Genomic DNA, 15549 nt, shown 5'->3' with positions numbered 1-15549 from the left:
TCGGGGCGCAAGCGCGAAACAGGTGGCAGACCTCAGCGGTCAAAAGGGAGGATGCGGGCGTGCCGCCGGGGGCTCGCGGCGGCGGGCGCTTCCCCCTGGCCAGGACGCGGATACAGCCCGTGGCAGTAGGGGCAGCACAGGGCCGCGCCCGCAGGGTACAAGCGGATGAGCCCGCCGCCGTTTTCCTGGCACTGGGGGCAAAAAGGCCCCAGAGAAACCCCCTGGCTGCGCAGCCAGTAAAGGCCCTGCCGCTGGTAAAGATCGCGCTGCAGGCGCAGGGTGTCTTCCAACGATTGCAGCCTGGTGCGCAGCAGGTCCAGTTCATCGTCCTGCGCAAGACAGCGGGACTGCAGCTCCAGCAGCAGCCGCCGCGCTTTGGCGGGTTGCCCGGAAACGAGAAGCTCGCCGATTTTCTGGAACAGACCATAGTCACACATGGGGCACCTGTAGGGTAGGGCATTTCAACTTTGAAATGCCCTGGCGGCTGCGAGAGCAGACACCCACTGTTGAGGTGCGCTGTTAAGCGCCGAAACGAGCGTGCCGTAAACGTTGCGAATGCATATCCTCAACGTTAATCTGCTCTAGGGACGGCATGACGCCGGGGCATACGGCCACCTGCGGCCGCGGCCTGCCCGTGTTATCGGCCGGGCCGCGCAAACCCTTTAGGGTTGTGATTGCCTGTTATTTATGCAGGTTGTGAAAGATAGGGGCGGGGTAGGTAATTATCTAGAATAATTATAGAAAGATAGCGCGCCAGCCTGCGGCAGGATCGGCGGCGGAAAAAAGGAGCGAGAAGGGGGGCGTGCGGCGCGGCTGCGGCCCGGAGCCGCCTGGGGGGGGGCGGATCCGGGCTGCAGCACAGGGTTAGCCGAGCCTGGTGGCGTCAATAACGTTATAGTCGAGGCCCAGTTGTTTGGCGGGCAGGCCCAGGGCCAGCCCCACCAGCTGCGAGAGGTGCAGCACGGGGAGGCGGGCCTTGGCGTTGTGCAGTTCCTGTGCGTTGTCCTGGTAGATGTCCAGCTGCATCTGGCAGAGAGGGCACGGGGTCACGATGCAGGAGGCCCCGCCGGCGGCGGCGCTGTTGACGATTTCGCTGGTCATGAGCATGACGGATTTTTCCGCCGGGTATACGGCGTGGAAGCCGCAGCAATCCAGCCTTTTGGCAAAGGGCACGGTGTGTGCGCCCAAGGCCGCGACAATCGTTTCAAAGCTCTTGGGGTTCACGGAGCTTTCAAACCCCAGGGCGGATTCGGGCCGCAGGCTGTGGCAGCCGTAGAAGGCTGCCACCTTGAGCCCGCTGAGGGGTTTGGTCACTTTGGCTTTCAGGGCTTCGGCGTCGCGCGCCAGCTCCCAGAGCAGACTGGTCACCTCGCTGGTGCCTTTATAAGTCATGCCGCCCTTGGCCAGGAAGGTATTGATGCGGTCTTTTTGTCCGCCGTCCAGCTCTTGCTTGGCGCGGCGCAGCATGAGCAGACAGGTGCTGCATGAAGTCAGCACGGGCAGGCCTATCTGTTCGGCCAGAGCCAGATTACGGGCATTGGCCACCAAGGTGGCCAAGTGGTCCACGTCCTGCGCCTGGGAAGCGCCGCAGCAGCTCCAGCCGGGGATTTCCTTGAGCGTCAGACCCAGCGCCGGGGCCACGGCTTCAAGAGCCATCCGGGATTCCTTGGCGGCCTGAGTCAGCACGCAGCCGGGGAAAAAGGCGAATTCGGTCTGCATACGACTACTCCTTTGCAGCGGCGTGGGCCGCTGCAATCATCTTCACCAGGGCGTCATGCCCTTCGATGGTTTCGCCGCCGAAAGCCTCCAGCGGGTTCATCTTGCCCTGCCGCAGCAAGGTGACGGCCATGCCGGCGCGGGCAATGGTGCCGACGCCCTCGGTGCGCAGGGCCAGGCGCACTTCATTTAACCGGCCGGAATCCTCCACCAGGTCGGTGTAGAAGGATTTGGCGTGGGCCGGACCTACGCCGTCGGTCATGCCTTTGGCCATGACCATGGCCCGCAGACCGGCAATATCGTCGGCGGAGCTGATGCTTTTGGGGCAGCGGTTGGCGCACTCCTGGCAGTGCACGCAGTTCCACAGGCCGCCCGCCACGGCGGGCTTGCCGTGCAGCAGCGGATCTTTGCTGCGCGAATCATTGGCCACGCGCCAGGCGTGGGTGAAGACAAAGGGCTCCATGTAATCGCTGCGGTCGGCGGTGAGCTTGTTGCACTCCGAAGCGCAGCAGCCGCAGATGATGCAGTCCCACTGCTTTTTGACGCGGTCGCATTCAGCCTGGGTCTGACGGCAGCCCTCCTTTGCGGAGAACTGGGCCTTGGCTACCATGCCGGGGTGGATTTTGCGCAGATTGTCCACAGCGGGCTCCCAATCCACCACCAGGTCGGAAATCACCCGGAAGTTGGCCAGGGGCGCAATGTGCAGCGTGTCCGCGCCATAGGTTCTGAAGAGGTCGTCCATTTTGGTGTCGCAGGCCAGCACGGCGTGGCCGTTGACCCGCACGCCGCAAGCGCCGCAGATGGCGCAGCGACAGGAGGCCGTGAAGTTCAGCGTGGGATCCTGGGTCTGTTTGATAAACAACAGGGTATTGAGCAGCGTTTTGCCCGCCGCGTCGGCGGCTTGCAGGGTGTAGGTCTGCTCGTAGCTTTTTTTGCCGTCAAAGCGGTCGATAATAAGCGTAGCCATCAGTATTTCCGCTCCTCAGGCTTGAAGTTGGCGATCTCCACAGCTTTCCAGCCCATGCGCAGCCTGCCGCCTTCGTCCATGGTGACCATGCTGTGTTTGAGGAAGTTGGCGTCGTCGCGCTTGGGGAAGTCTTCGCGGGTGTGGGCCCCGCGGGATTCTTTGCGTTCCGTGGCGGCCAGGCAGGCGGCCCGGGCCAGTTGCAGCATATTGCCCAGCTCCACATATTCCGTGAATACGGAGTTGTACACGGGGTTGGCGTTGGGAATGCGCAGGGCGTCGTAACGGGATTGCAGGTCGTCCAGGGTGTCGGCCAGGGCGGCGAGCTTGGCCTGGGTACGGAAGATGCCCAGATTATCCCAGAGCTGCGCGCCCATTTCCTCCCTGATGGCGTACATCTGCCTGGCGTCGCCGCCGTTGGTCACGCCCACAAAGCGGCTTTTCCATTGCCCGGCCAGATCCGCCAGGCGCTTGCCCGCGCCGAATTCCGCCGTCCCGGCGTAGGCCGCCGCGCCGTCGCCGGCGATCTTGCCGGTAACCACGGCGTCGGCCAGCGAATTGCCGCCCAGACGGTTGGCCCCGTGGATGGACACGCAGGAGGCTTCGCCCGCCGTGAACAGGCCGGGCAGGACGGTGGACATGTCGTCGAATTTGTCCACATCAATGCCGCCCATGGAGTAGTGGGCCGTGGGGCGGATGATCATGGGCTTTTCCACCAGATCTATATTTTCAAACAGCTTGCCCACATGGCGGATCTGCGGCAGGTCGTTGACGATTTTTTTCTTGCCCAGGTGGACAAGATCGAGCAGCACATAGGCTTCCAGCCCGTGGCCGAAGCCCCGGCCTTCGCGGATTTCAGTTTCAATGGCGCGGGCCACGATATCGCGCGGGCCCAGCTCCATTTTTGCGGGCGCGTAGTTCTTCATGAAGCGCTCGCCCTTGTTGTTGAGCAGGTAGCCGCCCTCGCCGCGCGCCGCCTCGGTAATAAGCACGCCGCCGTGCACCACACCCGTGGGGTGAAACTGGATCATCTCCGCATCTTTAAAGGGCACGCCCGCGCGCAGGGCCGCGGCCACGCCGTCGCCGGTGGAGATATAGGGGGTAGAGGTGCGGTTCCAGAAAATGCGGGTGTAGCCGCCCGTGGCCAGCACCACGGCCTTGGCGCGCACGGGTGAGATCTCGCCCGTGCGGATGTTGCGCAGCACGGCCCCTTCGCAGTGGCCGTCGGCCGCGGCGATATCCAGCAGCTCGTGATCCATGAGGAACTTGACGCCGTGGGTCAGGGCCTCGTCCAGACAGACGTGGGCCACAATATGCCCGGTTTTGTCGGCGGAGTAGTTGCAGCGCACCTTGGAAGCGCCGCCGAAGGGCCGCGCTTTAACGCGCCCGTCTTCAGTGCGCGAGAAGGGCATGCCCAGGTAGTCCAGCTCCAGAATGGCGGGCCCGGCCTGCTGGCAGAACTTGAGCGTAGAGGTCTGATCCACCAGGTAGTCGCCGCCCTTGACCGTATCGAAGCAGTGCAGCTCGTAGGAATCGCCCTTGCTGAAATCCGTGACGCCGTTGATGCCGCCTTCGGCCATACAGGTGGCGTTGCGGGAGGGCATGCACTTGGTGACCACCACCACTCTGAGCTTGGGGTTTCGCTTCATGGCGGTGACGGCCGCGCGCAGCCCTGCGCCGCCCGACCCGATGATCAGGACGTCGCAGGCGGCCATGGGGCCCGATCCTGAGGCCGCCGCCAGGGCTTTTTCCAGGCCGGTCATGTTCACCGTCAGCGCGCTGATGGTGATGCAGGCCGATTGCAGAAATTTTCTGCGGGTAATCTGTGGTGTCATAAAAAAATCCTCAATGTGGGTAGAAGTCGCGCCGGGGAGTTGGGTGCGGAACGCCGGGACCGGCGCGGAAGAAATGTCGTGCGCCGTTGCTTGGTTGGATAATCAACCCGTATTGGACGCAGATCAAGTGAAAAAATACGCAACTTTTTTTCAAGAGTAAACAAAAACAATAACTATTTGAATATAAAAATATTTTTTAAGAGGAATCCGACGAGATCAGGGCTTTTTCCCCGGAAAAAGCGCAAAAGCCCTGTGTGAGAGGGGCGGGAAGGCACTGAAAAAACTGGCCGCGTCGCGTCACATTTTGCGGCGGGATGTGGGCTCCAAGGACCGCAAAAGCTCGCGGAAGCGTTCCTCGTCCGCCTCTTCCTCAGGCGGCAGGCTGCCTTCCCGCAGCAAACGCCCGCCTAGCAGGTCGGCTTCTTTCTGTGCCCCGGCCTGGCGCAGCATGTCCGTAGCGGCGTCGGGCACGGGCATTTCGGCGCGCGGGCTTTTCTTATGCTCTTCCCAGGCGGCGGCGCGGCGCAGCACCTCCTCCGCCACCATGATGGGGGCCTGGGCCCGCACAGCCAGGGCAATGGCGTCCGAAGGGCGACAATCCACGCGCACGCGGCCTTCCCGGCCTTCCAGCAGCAGCATGGCATAGAACACGCCTTCGCGCAGATCGCTGATTTCCACCCGCAGGAGCTTGGCCTTGAGCGCGCGAAAGCTCAGCAGCATGAGGTCGTGGGTCAAGGGGCGGGGCAGGGCCTCATTATTGAGCGCCAGAGAAACGGCCATGGCTTCCACCGCGCCTACCCAGACCGGCAGAAGGGTTTCCCCGTCCCGTTCGCGCAGGACAACAATGGGGGATTTGCTTTCCTGATCAATGGTCAGGCCGAAGACGCGCATTTCTACCATACGTCCCCCTGCAGCCGGGCCACCAGGCTGTGCTTTTTGGCCGCAACAATGACAACGCGCGCCATTTTGCCGCAGTAGTCCGCCCCGACGGGCAAGGGCACATGCACGGGCGCGCCGTAAGGGTCGCGGCCCTGCCAGCTGGGGGCCGCGGCATCGCCTTCGCGGGGGCTTGGCCCTTCCAGCAGCAGCGTTGTGGTCGCGCCCACGCGGGATTGCAGCCAGCGCGCGCCCAGCTCGTCCTGCAGGGCCTGGAGCCGCAGAAGGCGATCCCGGGCCACGGCAACGGGAATTTTGTCCGGCAGCAGCGCGGCCCGCGCGCCGGGGCGGTCCGAATAGCAGAAGGAAAAGCTGGACATAAAGCCGCAGGCCCGCACCATTTCCAGGGTGGCGGCAAAGTCCGCTTCCGTTTCGCCGGGAAAGCCCACAATAAGATCCGTGGAAAGGGCCAGATCCGGCCGGGCCGCGCGCAGGCGGGCCGCCAGATCCAGGTAGGCCGCGCGGTCGTAGCGCCGGTGCATGCGCTTGAGCACCACGTCGGAACCGGCCTGCAGGGGCAGGTGCAGGCGCGGGCAGAGCTGGGGCAGGGCGGCAAAGGCCTCCACGTCCTCAGGCCCCATGTCCTTGGGGTGGGGCGTAACATAGCGCAGGCGCTCCAGGCCGGGCAGCGCCGCCACCAGGGCCAGCAGGCGGGCAAAGCTCACGCCGTCGCCGCGGCTGTCCCGTCCGAAGGCGTTGACGTTCTGCCCCAGCAGGGTGATCTCGCGTGCGCCGTTTTCAAGGGCGGCGCGGCATTCGTCCAGGATGGCCGCGCTGGAGCGGGATTTCTGCCGCCCGCGGGTGTAGGGCACAATGCAGTACGTGCAGAAATTATCGCAGCCCTGCATGATGTTCACATACGCCACAGGCTGGGTCGGGCCGGGCGCGCCCGGCTCCCGCTCCACATAGCTTTCCGTAAAGTCCAGGAGCGAGAGCCGCAGCGCCGGCGCGTCCAGCAGGCGTTCAATGGCGGCAGGGGCCGCGCCGATACCGTCGCTGCCCGCCACCAGGCGCACCTGCGGCTCCTTTTCAAAAAAAGTCGTGCCCAATTGCTGGGCCACACAGCCGGCCACGCCCACCAGCACGCGCGGGTCGCCCCCCGTGACCTGGCGGATGCGGCCCAGAGCGCTCATGACTTTTTGTTCCGGCTTTTCGCGCACTGAGCAGGTATTGACCACCACCACCTGGGCGTCCTCCAGGGGCGCTTCGGCAAAGCCGCGCGCGCGCAGCGCGCCTCCCAGCCACTGGGAGTCGTGCACGTTCATCTGACAGCCGAAGGTGATGATATGAAAGGTTTTTTGCAGCATGGCAGCGGCGCGGCTTACTGCTCAATATCCAGATCGGCGTCGTACATGCCGGGCGCGCCTTCCTCTTCCAGGGCAGCCACGCGGTCTTCCAGCCACTCCAGCACGGCGCGGGCCGTGTGGTAGTTGAGCAGCACGCGGCTGTGCACAAAGCGCGTCACTTCGCGGGCCTCTTCTTCACCGGGGATGATCTCGTGCCCTATGGAACCGTCCGGCGCCACGAGTTGCTCAGAGTAGGGGGGCAGGGTATCGCTTTCATTATAAAAATTCATTTCGATTTCGCCCTGGGGGTTAACGCCTCCCCAGACGCCGTGGGCGGTTTGGAGCCGGGCTGCAGCGTCCACCGTGTAGGTGTAACGGATTTTGGCAGGGTGGCCGTTGGCATTGTTCATGGGCGCTCCTTCTGGTAGGGTCTTGGCGATGCCGCCTGCGAAGGCATATGATAAAAGAGCGTCCCTGCCAAGTAAAGGCGCGAGGCCCCGCGGCCTTGACGGGGCCGTATCCCTGGTTACAATGTAGGACGTGCCCCCCGGCGGGGGCGTCACCGCCTTACCACAAGGAGCGCGCGTTGAGCGAGGCAATAATCAAGGAACACCCCCTGCGGCCCTATTTTGATATGGAAGGCTTCATGACCATGAGCCATGAAACCCGCTTGGGCGGTGCGGTGCTGCAGCGCCTGGTGGATTTGTGGGGCCAATGGCTGCCCAAACTTAAAGTCTGTGAGATCAGCACGGGCAAGATAGCCTACCTGGCTGTGTGGCTGCCCGAAGACGTGGAAGGCTTTGTGGATGCCGCGTGGGAGAAATCCGCCTCGGACGGGTTTATGGTCAACAACCTTGCCCAGTTCATGTGCATGGCGGCCGTGCAGGAGCTGCTGCCGGAAGTGGAAAGCGCGGGCTGTGCGCCCTCGCCCCGGCCCACAGCGGCCCTGCGCGCGGCTCTGGCCGGCCTGGGGCTGGAATACCGGGAAGGCGCAGCGACCCTCAGCCGACGCTACGCCGTAGTGACCCACTACCCCTTCCGGGGCGGCTGCGAAATCTGCCATCTGCAGGACCAGTGCCCCAAAGGACAGGGCCAGGCGGAGAGCGCCAGCGTTCTGCTGCCGGGCTACGAGCCGAAGGCGGATCAATAAAAGCAGGGGAGGCCGTCAGCGGCCTTCCATGACCAGGGTCCGCGTTTTGCCCTGGGGATTGCGCACCACCAGCTCCACGGTGCGCGGATTGCGGCTGACCGCCTCCACCAGACAGGTTTCAGTCGTATCGGCATCGTAAGAACGCACGTCCACCGTTTCCCCCCGGGAGGGGATGCGGTCAGGGGTAACTTCCACCAGGTCGGCGGAATCGGCGTCAAAGCCATCCCAGGCCAGGGCGGGCAGCGGCAGGAGCATCCAGCCGGTGAAGGCCGCCCCCAAGAGCAGGTGTTTCATGCCCGCAGGTGTAAATCCATTTTCGTCTCTTGGCAACCTGGAGGCCGCGGACGCCCCGTTGCGCGACAGCCATGGCCGTGTGGTGCGCTATCTGCGCCTCTCCGTCACAGACCGCTGCAACCTGCGCTGCGTGTATTGCCGCAGCGAGGCGCGGCAGACCTTCATCCCGCACCAAAAAGTGCTGCGCTATGAAGAGATGGCGCGCCTGGTGGGCCTGCTGACGCGGCTGGGCGTGCACAAGGTGCGCCTGACCGGGGGCGAACCCTTTGCCCGCAAAGACTGCGACACCCTGCTGGCCCTGCTGCACGAGCGGCATCCGCAGCTGGATCTGCGGCTCACCACCAACGGCACGTTGCTGGAGCCGCACATCCCTCTGCTGCGGCGGACAGGCGTGCGCGCCGTCAATCTTTCGCTGGACAGCTTTGACAGAGCCACTTTTGCCCGCGTCACCGGCCGGGACGTGCTGCCTGCGGTGCTGGCGGCGCTGGACGCCTTGCTGCGCGCCTCAATCCGGGTCAAAATCAACGTGGTGGCCATGCGCGGCGTCAACGACGGCCAGATGGACGATTTTGCCCACGCTGCGCGCAACCTGCCGGTGGATCTGCGTTTCATTGAGTTCATGCCCATGGGCAACGGCACCCTTTGGGGGCCGGAAACCTTCTGGCCCGCCGACCAGATCCGCGCCGAGGCCCAGCGCCGCCTGCGCCTGACGCCTGAAACGGATGCGGAAGCCGAGGCCGGCCCGGCGCGCATGTATCGGGTGGAAGGCGGCAAGGGGCGTATGGGCTTCATCACGGCCGTGAGCTGCCAGTTCTGCGGCTCCTGCAACCGCCTGCGGCTCACCAGCGACGGGCATGTGCGCACCTGTCTGTTTGACGATAAGGAGTACCGCCTGCGCGGCCTGCTGCGGCATCCGCGTTGCGACGATGCGGACCTGGTCCGCGTGCTGCGCCTGGCCTGTGCGCAGAAGCCCGTGGGCGCGGCTCTGCTGGCCGCCCGGCGGGCAGGCTGCGCCGTGGCTGACAAACAAATGGTGGGCATTGGGGGATAACACGTGATCGCCTATGTGGAAGGACGCCTGGCCCAAGTATGGGGCAACACCTGCCTGGTGGTCACCGAAGGCGGGGTAGGCTATGCCGTGGCCCTGCCGGCCCATACCCTGGCCGCCCTGCCCGGTCGGGGGGAAGCCGTGGCCTTTTACACCAGCCTTGCGGTGCGGGAAGACGCCCTGGAGCTGTTCGGCTTTGCCAGCTTTGAAGAGCGGCAGACCTTTGCGGTGCTGGTCTCCATCTCCAAGGTGGGCGCGCGCACGGCGCTGGGCATTTTGTCTATTTTCCGGCCCGAGGATCTGCGGCGTCTGGTGCTGGAGGACGACGTGCTGGCCCTGACCCGCGTTTCGGGCATCGGCAAAAAAACGGCGGAGCATGTTTTTCTGGAGCTGAAATATAAACTGAAGGTGGACGATACGCCCCAGACCGCTGTACTGGCGGGCGGGGCGCGGCCCGGCTCCGTATTCCGCGACGTGCTCGACGGGCTGGGCAACCTGGGCTACAGCGAGGACGAGTGCGCGCCTATGGTGAAAAAAATTCTTATGGAAGAGCCGGACCTTGACGTAACCGGCGCGCTGCGCGCCGCGCTCAAGACCCTGGCCAAGGGGAAGGCCTGATGGCGGAAGGGTACGGCGAAGAACGACCGGATGCCGGCGCAGGCCCGGCGTGCGCGGACGAAAGCGTGCGCCCGCGCAGCCTGGAGGAGTTTATCGGCCAGGACGAGCTGCGGGCCAACCTGCGGGTCTACCTGGATGCCGCGCGCGGGCGCGGCAAGGCCCTGGACCACACCCTGTTCTACGGCAACCCCGGCCTCGGCAAAACCACGCTGGCGCAGATTATGGCCGCGGAGCTGGGCGTGAACCTGGTCTGCACCTCCGGCCCGGTGCTGGAACGCAGCGGCGATCTGGCCGCCATTCTTACCAACCTGGGGCGGCACGACATCCTTTTTGTGGACGAAATTCACCGCATGCCCATTGCCGTGGAAGAAGTGCTCTATCCGGCGATGGAGGACTTTAAGCTGGACCTGGTCATCGGCCAGGGGCCCGCGGCGCGCACGGTAAAAATTGACCTGGAGCCTTTTACCTTGGTGGGGGCCACCACCAGAGTGGGGCTTATCTCCTCGCCCTTGCGTGACCGCTTCGGCATTGTGGCGCGGCTGCAGTACTACAGCCCTGCGGATCTGGCGCGCGTAGTGGGGCGCACGGCCCGCATCCTGGGCGTGGAGGTGACCGACGACGGCGCGCTGGAGATCGGCCGCCGCGCGCGGGGCACGCCGCGCATTGCCAACCGGCTGCTGCGCCGGGTGCGCGACTTTGCTCTGGTGCATGGGGATGGCCGCGTGACCGGCGAGGCGGCCGCCTCCGCCCTGACCCGCATGGATGTGGACCAGGAAGGCCTGGACCAGATGGACCGTCGCCTGCTGGAGGTGCTCATTAAACACTACGACGGCGGCCCGGTAGGCATCAAGACCCTGGCTGTGGCCTGCTCTGAAGAAGTGCGGACCATTGAGGACATTTACGAGCCGTATCTCATCCAGTGCGGTTTTCTCAAACGCACGCCCCGCGGCCGCGTGGCCACGGCCCGCGCTTACCGCCATCTCAATCTTCTGCTCTCCTGAGCGGAAGCCCCTCCTGTTCCCTGCTCTGACGGGCGCGCCTGCGCGTCGCGGGAAGGTTCCGGCGGCGGGGCAGGCTTTGTCAAGAGGCCTGCTTTGCCCCTTGCCGGGCGTCGCTCTCTTATTGCCTGCCGCAGCCTGTTATTCTGATTTTTGGCTGTGGAATCCGAGCCCCTGGAAGGGAATTTCCAGAGGCGGACAAAAGCCCAATCCGGATTAACGCCGCGCGTCCAGGCTGCGGCAGCGCGCTGTTGCGGCGGGCCGCAAATTGTTGCGCAAAAATTTTTGACGACACAATTCTCGCAACTTAATTTTGGATATAAGTAAACCTGGAAATGCTCTCATATCGCCTGGCATCGGACAGAGAGCCAGGCCTGACGGCAGTGGCAGCCCAAACCCCCAATATGGCGCTGCAATCACGATAGTAAAAAAAAGAGGGTAGACTGTGTGTATGTTCAACCAAAGTAATGCTTGTGCTAAAAATAACAAATACAGCAGCATTTGTGCAAAAAAGAACGTATTGAAATGAAAAAAAATTAAAAATTACAGCAGAACAAAAGCGCTTCAAGACTTGCAATGACCTTTGGCGTGCGATATATTCCCTCTTAAGGATTTCAAAGTTCATTTAAGAAGTCCGTTGTGATGGCTGATGCAACGCATAACTAAAGGAGTCACGTATGAGCACGGATCTTAAGAGCATGCATATGGGGCAGATCACCTCATTTTTCATCCCCAATGTGACGCTTGTGGGCGAGGGATGTTCCAAGGAAATCCCCGTTCGTCTGAAGAGCATCGGCGGCAAGAAGCCTTTGGTGGTTACAGACCAGGGCATCGTCAAAGCCGGCATCCTCAAGCAGATTACGGATATCCTTGATGCCGCCAAGATGAAGTACGCCGTTTACGACAAGACCGTGCCCAACCCCACGGACAAAAACGTGGGCGAAGCCTTTGAAATGTACACCAAGGAAAAGTGCGACAGCCTCATTACCCTGGGCGGCGGCAGCTCCCACGACTGCGGCAAGGGCGTGGGCTTCCTGGCCGGCAACGGCGGCCGTATCCACGATTACGAAGGCGTGGACAAGTCCTCCAAGCCCTTCCCCCCCTATGTGGCCGTCAACACCACCGCGGGCACCGCTTCAGAAATGACCCGCTTCTGCATCATCACCGACACCTCCCGCAAGGTGAAGATGGCCATTGTGGACTGGCGCTGCACCCCCAGTGTGGCCATTGACGACCCCATACTCATGATGGGCATGCCCCCGGCCCTTACCGCCGCCACCGGCATGGACGCCCTGACCCACGCCGTGGAAGCCTACGTTTCCACCGCTGCTACGCCCATGACCGACGCCTGCGCGGAAAAAGCCATGGAATACATCAACCGTTACCTGCGCCGCGCCGTGGCCAACGGGCGTGATAAAGAAGCCCGCGAAGGCATGTGCTACGCCCAGTACCTGGCCGGCATGGCCTTCAACAACGCCAGCCTTGGCCATGTGCACGCCATGGCCCACCAGCTGGGCGGCTTCTATGATCTGCCCCACGGCGAATGCAACGCCATTCTTCTGCCCCATGTGTGTGAATACAACCGCATTTCCAGCCGTCGCCGCTTTGGCCGCATAGCGCAGCTGCTGGGCGAAATCACGCAGGGCCTGAGCGCTGACGAAGCCTCCCGCAAGGCCATTGCCGCCATCAACATCCTCTCCAAGGACGTGGGCATTCCGGAAGGCCTGGTGGCCCTGGGCAAGAAGTACGGCAAAAACGTGCGGGCGGAAGATATCCCCACCATGACCGCCAACGCCCAGAAGGACGCCTGCGGCCTCACCAATCCGCGCACCATGACGGACGCCGCCGTGGCTGCCATCTATAAAGCCGCCTTGTAATTTTCTCCCAAAGGGAGAATGGACTGCAGCCCCCTGAGCCATACTGCTCGGGGGGCTGTATGCTGCACATACTAAGGAGGTTTCTATGAGCACTGATGTTAAGAGCATGCATCTTGGTCAGATTACTTCCTTCTTTATTCCTACGGTTACTCTGGTGGGGCAGGGCTGCGCCAAAGAAATTCCCGCCCGTCTGAAAAATATCGGCGGCAAACGGCCCCTTCTGGTGACGGACCAGGGCATCGTCAAGGCAGGCATCCTCAAGCAGGTTACGGACATTCTGGACGCCGCAAAAATGCCGTACTGTCTCTATGACAAGACCGTGCCCAACCCCACGGACAAAAACGTGGCCGAAGCCTTTGAGATGTACACCAAGGAGAAGTGTGACAGCATTATCACCCTGGGCGGCGGCAGCTCCCACGATTGCGGCAAGGGGGTAGGCTTCCTGGCCGGCAGCGGCGGCCGCATCCACGACTATGAAGGCGTGGATAAAGCCAGCAAACCCTTCCCCCCTTATGTGGCCGTCAATACTACCGCGGGCACCGCTTCGGAAATGACCCGCTTCTGCGTCATCACTGATACGTCCCGCAAAGTGAAGATGGCCATCGCCGATTGGCGCTGCACCCCCAGCGTAGCCATTGACGATCCCCTGCTGATGATGGGCATGCCCCCGGCCCTCACCGCCGCCACCGGCATGGACGCCCTGACCCATGCTGTGGAAGCCTACGTTTCCACCGCGGCCACGCCCATGACTGACGCCTGCGCGGAAAAAGCCATGGAGTATATCAACCGCTACCTGCGCCGCGCTGTGGCCAACGGGCAGGACAAGGAAGCCCGCGAGGGCATGTGCTACGCCCAGTACCTGGCCGGCATGGCCTTCAACAACGCAGGTCTTGGCCATGTGCACGCCATGGCCCACCAGCTGGGCGGCTTCTACGATCTGCCCCACGGCGAATGCAACGCCATCCTGCTGCCCTACGTTTCTGAATACAACCGCATTTCCAGCCGCCGCCGTTTTGGCCGCATCGCCAAACTGCTGGGCGAAATCACTTACGGCTTGAGCGCCGACGAGGCTTCTCGCAAGGCCATTACCGCCATCAACATCCTCTCCAAGGACGTGGGCATTCCGGAAGGCCTTGTGGCCCTGGGCAAAAAGTACGGCAAAACAGTGCGGGAAGAAGATATTCCCATCATGACCGCCAACGCCCAGAAGGACGTTTGCACCTTTACCAACCCGCGCACCATGACGGATGCCGCCGTGGCCGCCCTGTACAAAACGGCCATGTAGTTTTTCCGAAAGTCCCCTGAACGGCAGGCGGCCCTTCCAGCGTACTTGTGGAAGGGCCGCCTGCTGTTTTGCGCTGTGGGCCCGCAGGGGCAGGCCTTCATTGTGATTTACTTTTGTATGGTATTCAGTAGGATAGGCAGTACGCTGGGCGCAGCCGCCTGCACGGGGAAACCCGCGGAGGCGCGGGCTCAGGGGCGTGGCGTGGGCACGCGCTCAGACAAACGGCCTGCCGTTGAACATATCCGTTCTCAAGGGCAAGATGTTCCTGTTATGTAGAGCAGATTAGCTTTGAGAATATGCATTTTCAAAGTTTACGGCACGCTTGTTTCGGCGCTTAACAGCGCAAATACATTGCGCTTACGCCTCCACAACGGGCGTCCGCTCATGTAGCCGCAGGCATTTAAAAGCTGAAATGCCCTAAAAAACGGCACAGCCGCACCGTCGGGGGGGGGGCTGATGATTTCGCTGGTAACGTATACATATAACGATCACGATTTTGTCCGCGAGCAACTGCGCCGGGCAGAGGCCCTGCGGCCCCTGGTGTGCGAACGGATCGTGGTGGACGACGGTTCCGCGCCCCCTCTGCGCCTTGAGGAGCCCCAGTTCGCCGATGTCAGCATTTTGACCCACGCTGGCAACAAAGGCCCGGCCGCCGCCAAAAGGACAGGCCTTAACGCCGCCGCACAGGACATCATTTTATCCGTTGACTGCGACGTGTTTTTTGACCGGCGCTGGCTGCTTACCGCCCTGGAGTACGTCTCCCGCGCCGATGTGGGGCTGGTGGGCGGGCACATCGTCAACAAGGATTTCGGCGATCCGGTCTCCAGAGCGCAATATTACGAATCGCGGCTGCGGACGCCGCAGGATCCGGTCCGCTTTGTCTCCGGCGGGCTGTGGCTCATGCGCCGTGAAGTTTTTCGGGCTTTGGGCGGGTTGGAAGACTATGCCGCCCCCACCCACGAGGACTGGCACTTCTGCCGCAAAGTGACGGCTGCCGGGCTGCGCATTATCGTCAACACGGCCTTTCCTGTGGGGCAGCAGCGGCGTCTGCGCCGCAAATCCTTTGTGCTGCGCGACTGCATGTATGGAGAACGCGCCTACAGGGGCGTCTTTTGCCGCCTTGAGGCCGACAAGGCGCTTACCCTGATCCAGAAAGAGGTCAGCGACGCCGTCGTTGTGGCGCTGCGTTGTGACTGCCCGCTGCTGGCGTATGAGCGTGTGGCCAAGTTTATCCGGGTTATGGGCGGCATAGCCGGAGCCTATGCGACGCGGACGGGGCGGGAATATCTGGGGGGCCTGCTGACCTCCGCTTTTGCCGCCTACCCACAGGTGCTGGCGGCCCTGCGGGAGGATTGCGACCTGCCTGCCGCACACGGAGCCGGGCCCGGCCGGGGGCTGGCCTGCCTGGCGCAAGTGCCGGGCTATCTGGCCTCGCTGGTGCCGACAGAGCTTTGGCAACTGCTGAACGACGAAGTTCTGCGCCAGTGCGCGGCCCTGGAGGCTTCCGGGGCGTACGACTTCCACTACTCCCTGCCCAAGTAG

15 protein-coding genes are annotated in these 15549 nt (G+C 62.9%); 7 read left to right on the top strand and 8 right to left on the bottom strand.

The annotated features are described in order from the left end of the window. Nucleotides 1-32: 32 nt before the first annotated feature. From BLS55_RS03695 to BLS55_RS03665, 7 genes are all read right to left on the bottom strand, one after another. The gene (locus BLS55_RS03695; RefSeq protein WP_092153024.1) at nucleotides 33-437 is read right to left on the bottom strand and encodes a hypothetical protein; all 405 of its coding nucleotides are present in this window, start codon (nucleotides 435-437) and stop codon (nucleotides 33-35) included. A gap of 427 nt (nucleotides 438-864) precedes the next feature. Beyond that, on the bottom strand, nucleotides 865-1719 hold the full coding sequence (gene sdhE / locus BLS55_RS03690; protein WP_092153023.1) for an 8-methylmenaquinol:fumarate reductase membrane anchor subunit: 855 nt from the start codon (nucleotides 1717-1719) through the stop codon (nucleotides 865-867). A 4-nt stretch (nucleotides 1720-1723) separates the two neighbouring features. After that, nucleotides 1724-2683: a succinate dehydrogenase/fumarate reductase iron-sulfur subunit gene (locus BLS55_RS03685; protein WP_092153022.1), complete on the bottom strand. Its 960-nt coding sequence runs from the start codon at nucleotides 2681-2683 to the stop codon at nucleotides 1724-1726. Beyond that, entirely contained in the window at nucleotides 2683-4515 is a 1833-nt protein-coding gene (locus tag BLS55_RS03680; protein WP_092153021.1) for an FAD-dependent oxidoreductase, read from the bottom strand. Before BLS55_RS03680 ends, BLS55_RS03685 begins: the two co-directional genes overlap by 1 nt. Nucleotides 4516-4812: 297 nt before the next feature. Continuing rightward, on the bottom strand, nucleotides 4813-5415 hold the full coding sequence (locus BLS55_RS03675; RefSeq protein ID WP_092153020.1) for a bifunctional nuclease family protein: 603 nt from the start codon (nucleotides 5413-5415) through the stop codon (nucleotides 4813-4815). Beyond that, nucleotides 5409-6758, bottom strand: coding sequence for a tRNA (N6-isopentenyl adenosine(37)-C2)-methylthiotransferase MiaB (gene miaB / locus BLS55_RS03670; protein WP_092153019.1), 1350 nt, complete (start codon nucleotides 6756-6758; stop codon nucleotides 5409-5411). The genes BLS55_RS03675 and miaB overlap by 7 nt, the downstream gene beginning before the upstream one ends. 14 nt (nucleotides 6759-6772) lie before the next feature. Continuing rightward, a complete protein-coding gene (locus BLS55_RS03665; RefSeq protein ID WP_092153018.1) occupies nucleotides 6773-7147 on the bottom strand; it encodes a hypothetical protein in 375 nt (124 codons plus the stop codon). Nucleotides 7148-7323: 176 nt separating this feature from the next. Between BLS55_RS03665 and BLS55_RS03660 the strand changes: the two genes are divergently transcribed. After that, the gene (locus BLS55_RS03660) at nucleotides 7324-7887 is read left to right on the top strand and encodes a hypothetical protein (protein ID WP_092153017.1); all 564 of its coding nucleotides are present in this window, start codon (nucleotides 7324-7326) and stop codon (nucleotides 7885-7887) included. Nucleotides 7888-7902: 15 nt separating this feature from the next. Here BLS55_RS03660 and BLS55_RS03655 read toward each other — a convergent pair whose 3' ends face one another. Continuing rightward, nucleotides 7903-8181: a DUF5334 domain-containing protein gene (locus tag BLS55_RS03655; RefSeq protein WP_092153016.1), complete on the bottom strand. Its 279-nt coding sequence runs from the start codon at nucleotides 8179-8181 to the stop codon at nucleotides 7903-7905. On the opposite strand from BLS55_RS03655, the gene moaA reads away from it, so the two are divergent. The 6 genes from moaA to BLS55_RS03625 all read left to right on the top strand — a co-directional run bounded on the left by moaA (nucleotide 8180) and on the right by BLS55_RS03625 (nucleotide 15549). Continuing rightward, a complete protein-coding gene (gene moaA / locus BLS55_RS03650) occupies nucleotides 8180-9232 on the top strand; it encodes a GTP 3',8-cyclase MoaA (RefSeq protein WP_092153015.1) in 1053 nt (350 codons plus the stop codon). The genes BLS55_RS03655 and moaA overlap by 2 nt on opposite strands. A gap of 3 nt (nucleotides 9233-9235) precedes the next feature. After that, on the top strand, nucleotides 9236-9847 hold the full coding sequence (ruvA, locus tag BLS55_RS03645) for a Holliday junction branch migration protein RuvA (protein ID WP_092153014.1): 612 nt from the start codon (nucleotides 9236-9238) through the stop codon (nucleotides 9845-9847). Next, nucleotides 9847-10848, top strand: coding sequence for a Holliday junction branch migration DNA helicase RuvB (ruvB, locus tag BLS55_RS03640; protein ID WP_092153013.1), 1002 nt, complete (start codon nucleotides 9847-9849; stop codon nucleotides 10846-10848). Before ruvA ends, ruvB begins: the two co-directional genes overlap by 1 nt. A 674-nt stretch (nucleotides 10849-11522) precedes the next feature. After that, nucleotides 11523-12722 carry an iron-containing alcohol dehydrogenase gene (locus BLS55_RS03635; RefSeq protein WP_092153012.1) on the top strand — a complete coding sequence of 400 codons (1200 nt, stop codon included), beginning with the start codon at nucleotides 11523-11525 and terminating at the stop codon, nucleotides 12720-12722. 85 nt (nucleotides 12723-12807) lie between these two features. Further along, nucleotides 12808-14007: an iron-containing alcohol dehydrogenase gene (locus BLS55_RS03630; RefSeq protein WP_092153011.1), complete on the top strand. Its 1200-nt coding sequence runs from the start codon at nucleotides 12808-12810 to the stop codon at nucleotides 14005-14007. A 456-nt stretch (nucleotides 14008-14463) separates the two neighbouring features. After that, the gene (locus tag BLS55_RS03625) at nucleotides 14464-15549 is read left to right on the top strand and encodes a glycosyltransferase family 2 protein (protein WP_092153010.1); all 1086 of its coding nucleotides are present in this window, start codon (nucleotides 14464-14466) and stop codon (nucleotides 15547-15549) included.

The sequence above is a fragment of the Desulfovibrio legallii genome, from assembly GCF_900102485.1.
GTDB lineage: Bacteria > Desulfobacterota > Desulfovibrionia > Desulfovibrionales > Desulfovibrionaceae > Desulfovibrio > Desulfovibrio legallii_A.
Note: the sequence above shows the minus strand (reverse complement) of the source record. Positions and strands in the feature narration are given on the sequence as shown.

Bases quoted from the DNA above. Each gene is read 5' to 3' on its own strand.
- ruvB (WP_092153013.1), top strand. From the start codon at position 9,847: ATGGCGGAAGGGTACGGCGAAGAACGACCGGATGCCGGCGCAGGCCCG.
- BLS55_RS03695 (WP_092153024.1), bottom strand. From the start codon at position 437: ATGTGTGACTATGGTCTGTTCCAGAAAATCGGCGAGCTTCTCGTTTCC.
- BLS55_RS03665 (WP_092153018.1), bottom strand. From the start codon at position 7,147: ATGAACAATGCCAACGGCCACCCTGCCAAAATCCGTTACACCTACACG.
- BLS55_RS03675 (WP_092153020.1), bottom strand. From the start codon at position 5,415: ATGGTAGAAATGCGCGTCTTCGGCCTGACCATTGATCAGGAAAGCAAA.
- BLS55_RS03635 (WP_092153012.1), top strand. From the start codon at position 11,523: ATGAGCACGGATCTTAAGAGCATGCATATGGGGCAGATCACCTCATTT.
- BLS55_RS03630 (WP_092153011.1), top strand. From the start codon at position 12,808: ATGAGCACTGATGTTAAGAGCATGCATCTTGGTCAGATTACTTCCTTC.
- moaA (WP_092153015.1), top strand. From the start codon at position 8,180: ATGCCCGCAGGTGTAAATCCATTTTCGTCTCTTGGCAACCTGGAGGCC.
- sdhE (WP_092153023.1), bottom strand. From the start codon at position 1,719: ATGCAGACCGAATTCGCCTTTTTCCCCGGCTGCGTGCTGACTCAGGCC.
- BLS55_RS03655 (WP_092153016.1), bottom strand. From the start codon at position 8,181: ATGAAACACCTGCTCTTGGGGGCGGCCTTCACCGGCTGGATGCTCCTG.
- BLS55_RS03685 (WP_092153022.1), bottom strand. From the start codon at position 2,683: ATGGCTACGCTTATTATCGACCGCTTTGACGGCAAAAAAAGCTACGAG.
- BLS55_RS03625 (WP_092153010.1), top strand. From the start codon at position 14,464: ATGATTTCGCTGGTAACGTATACATATAACGATCACGATTTTGTCCGC.
- miaB (WP_092153019.1), bottom strand. From the start codon at position 6,758: ATGCTGCAAAAAACCTTTCATATCATCACCTTCGGCTGTCAGATGAAC.
- BLS55_RS03680 (WP_092153021.1), bottom strand. From the start codon at position 4,515: ATGACACCACAGATTACCCGCAGAAAATTTCTGCAATCGGCCTGCATC.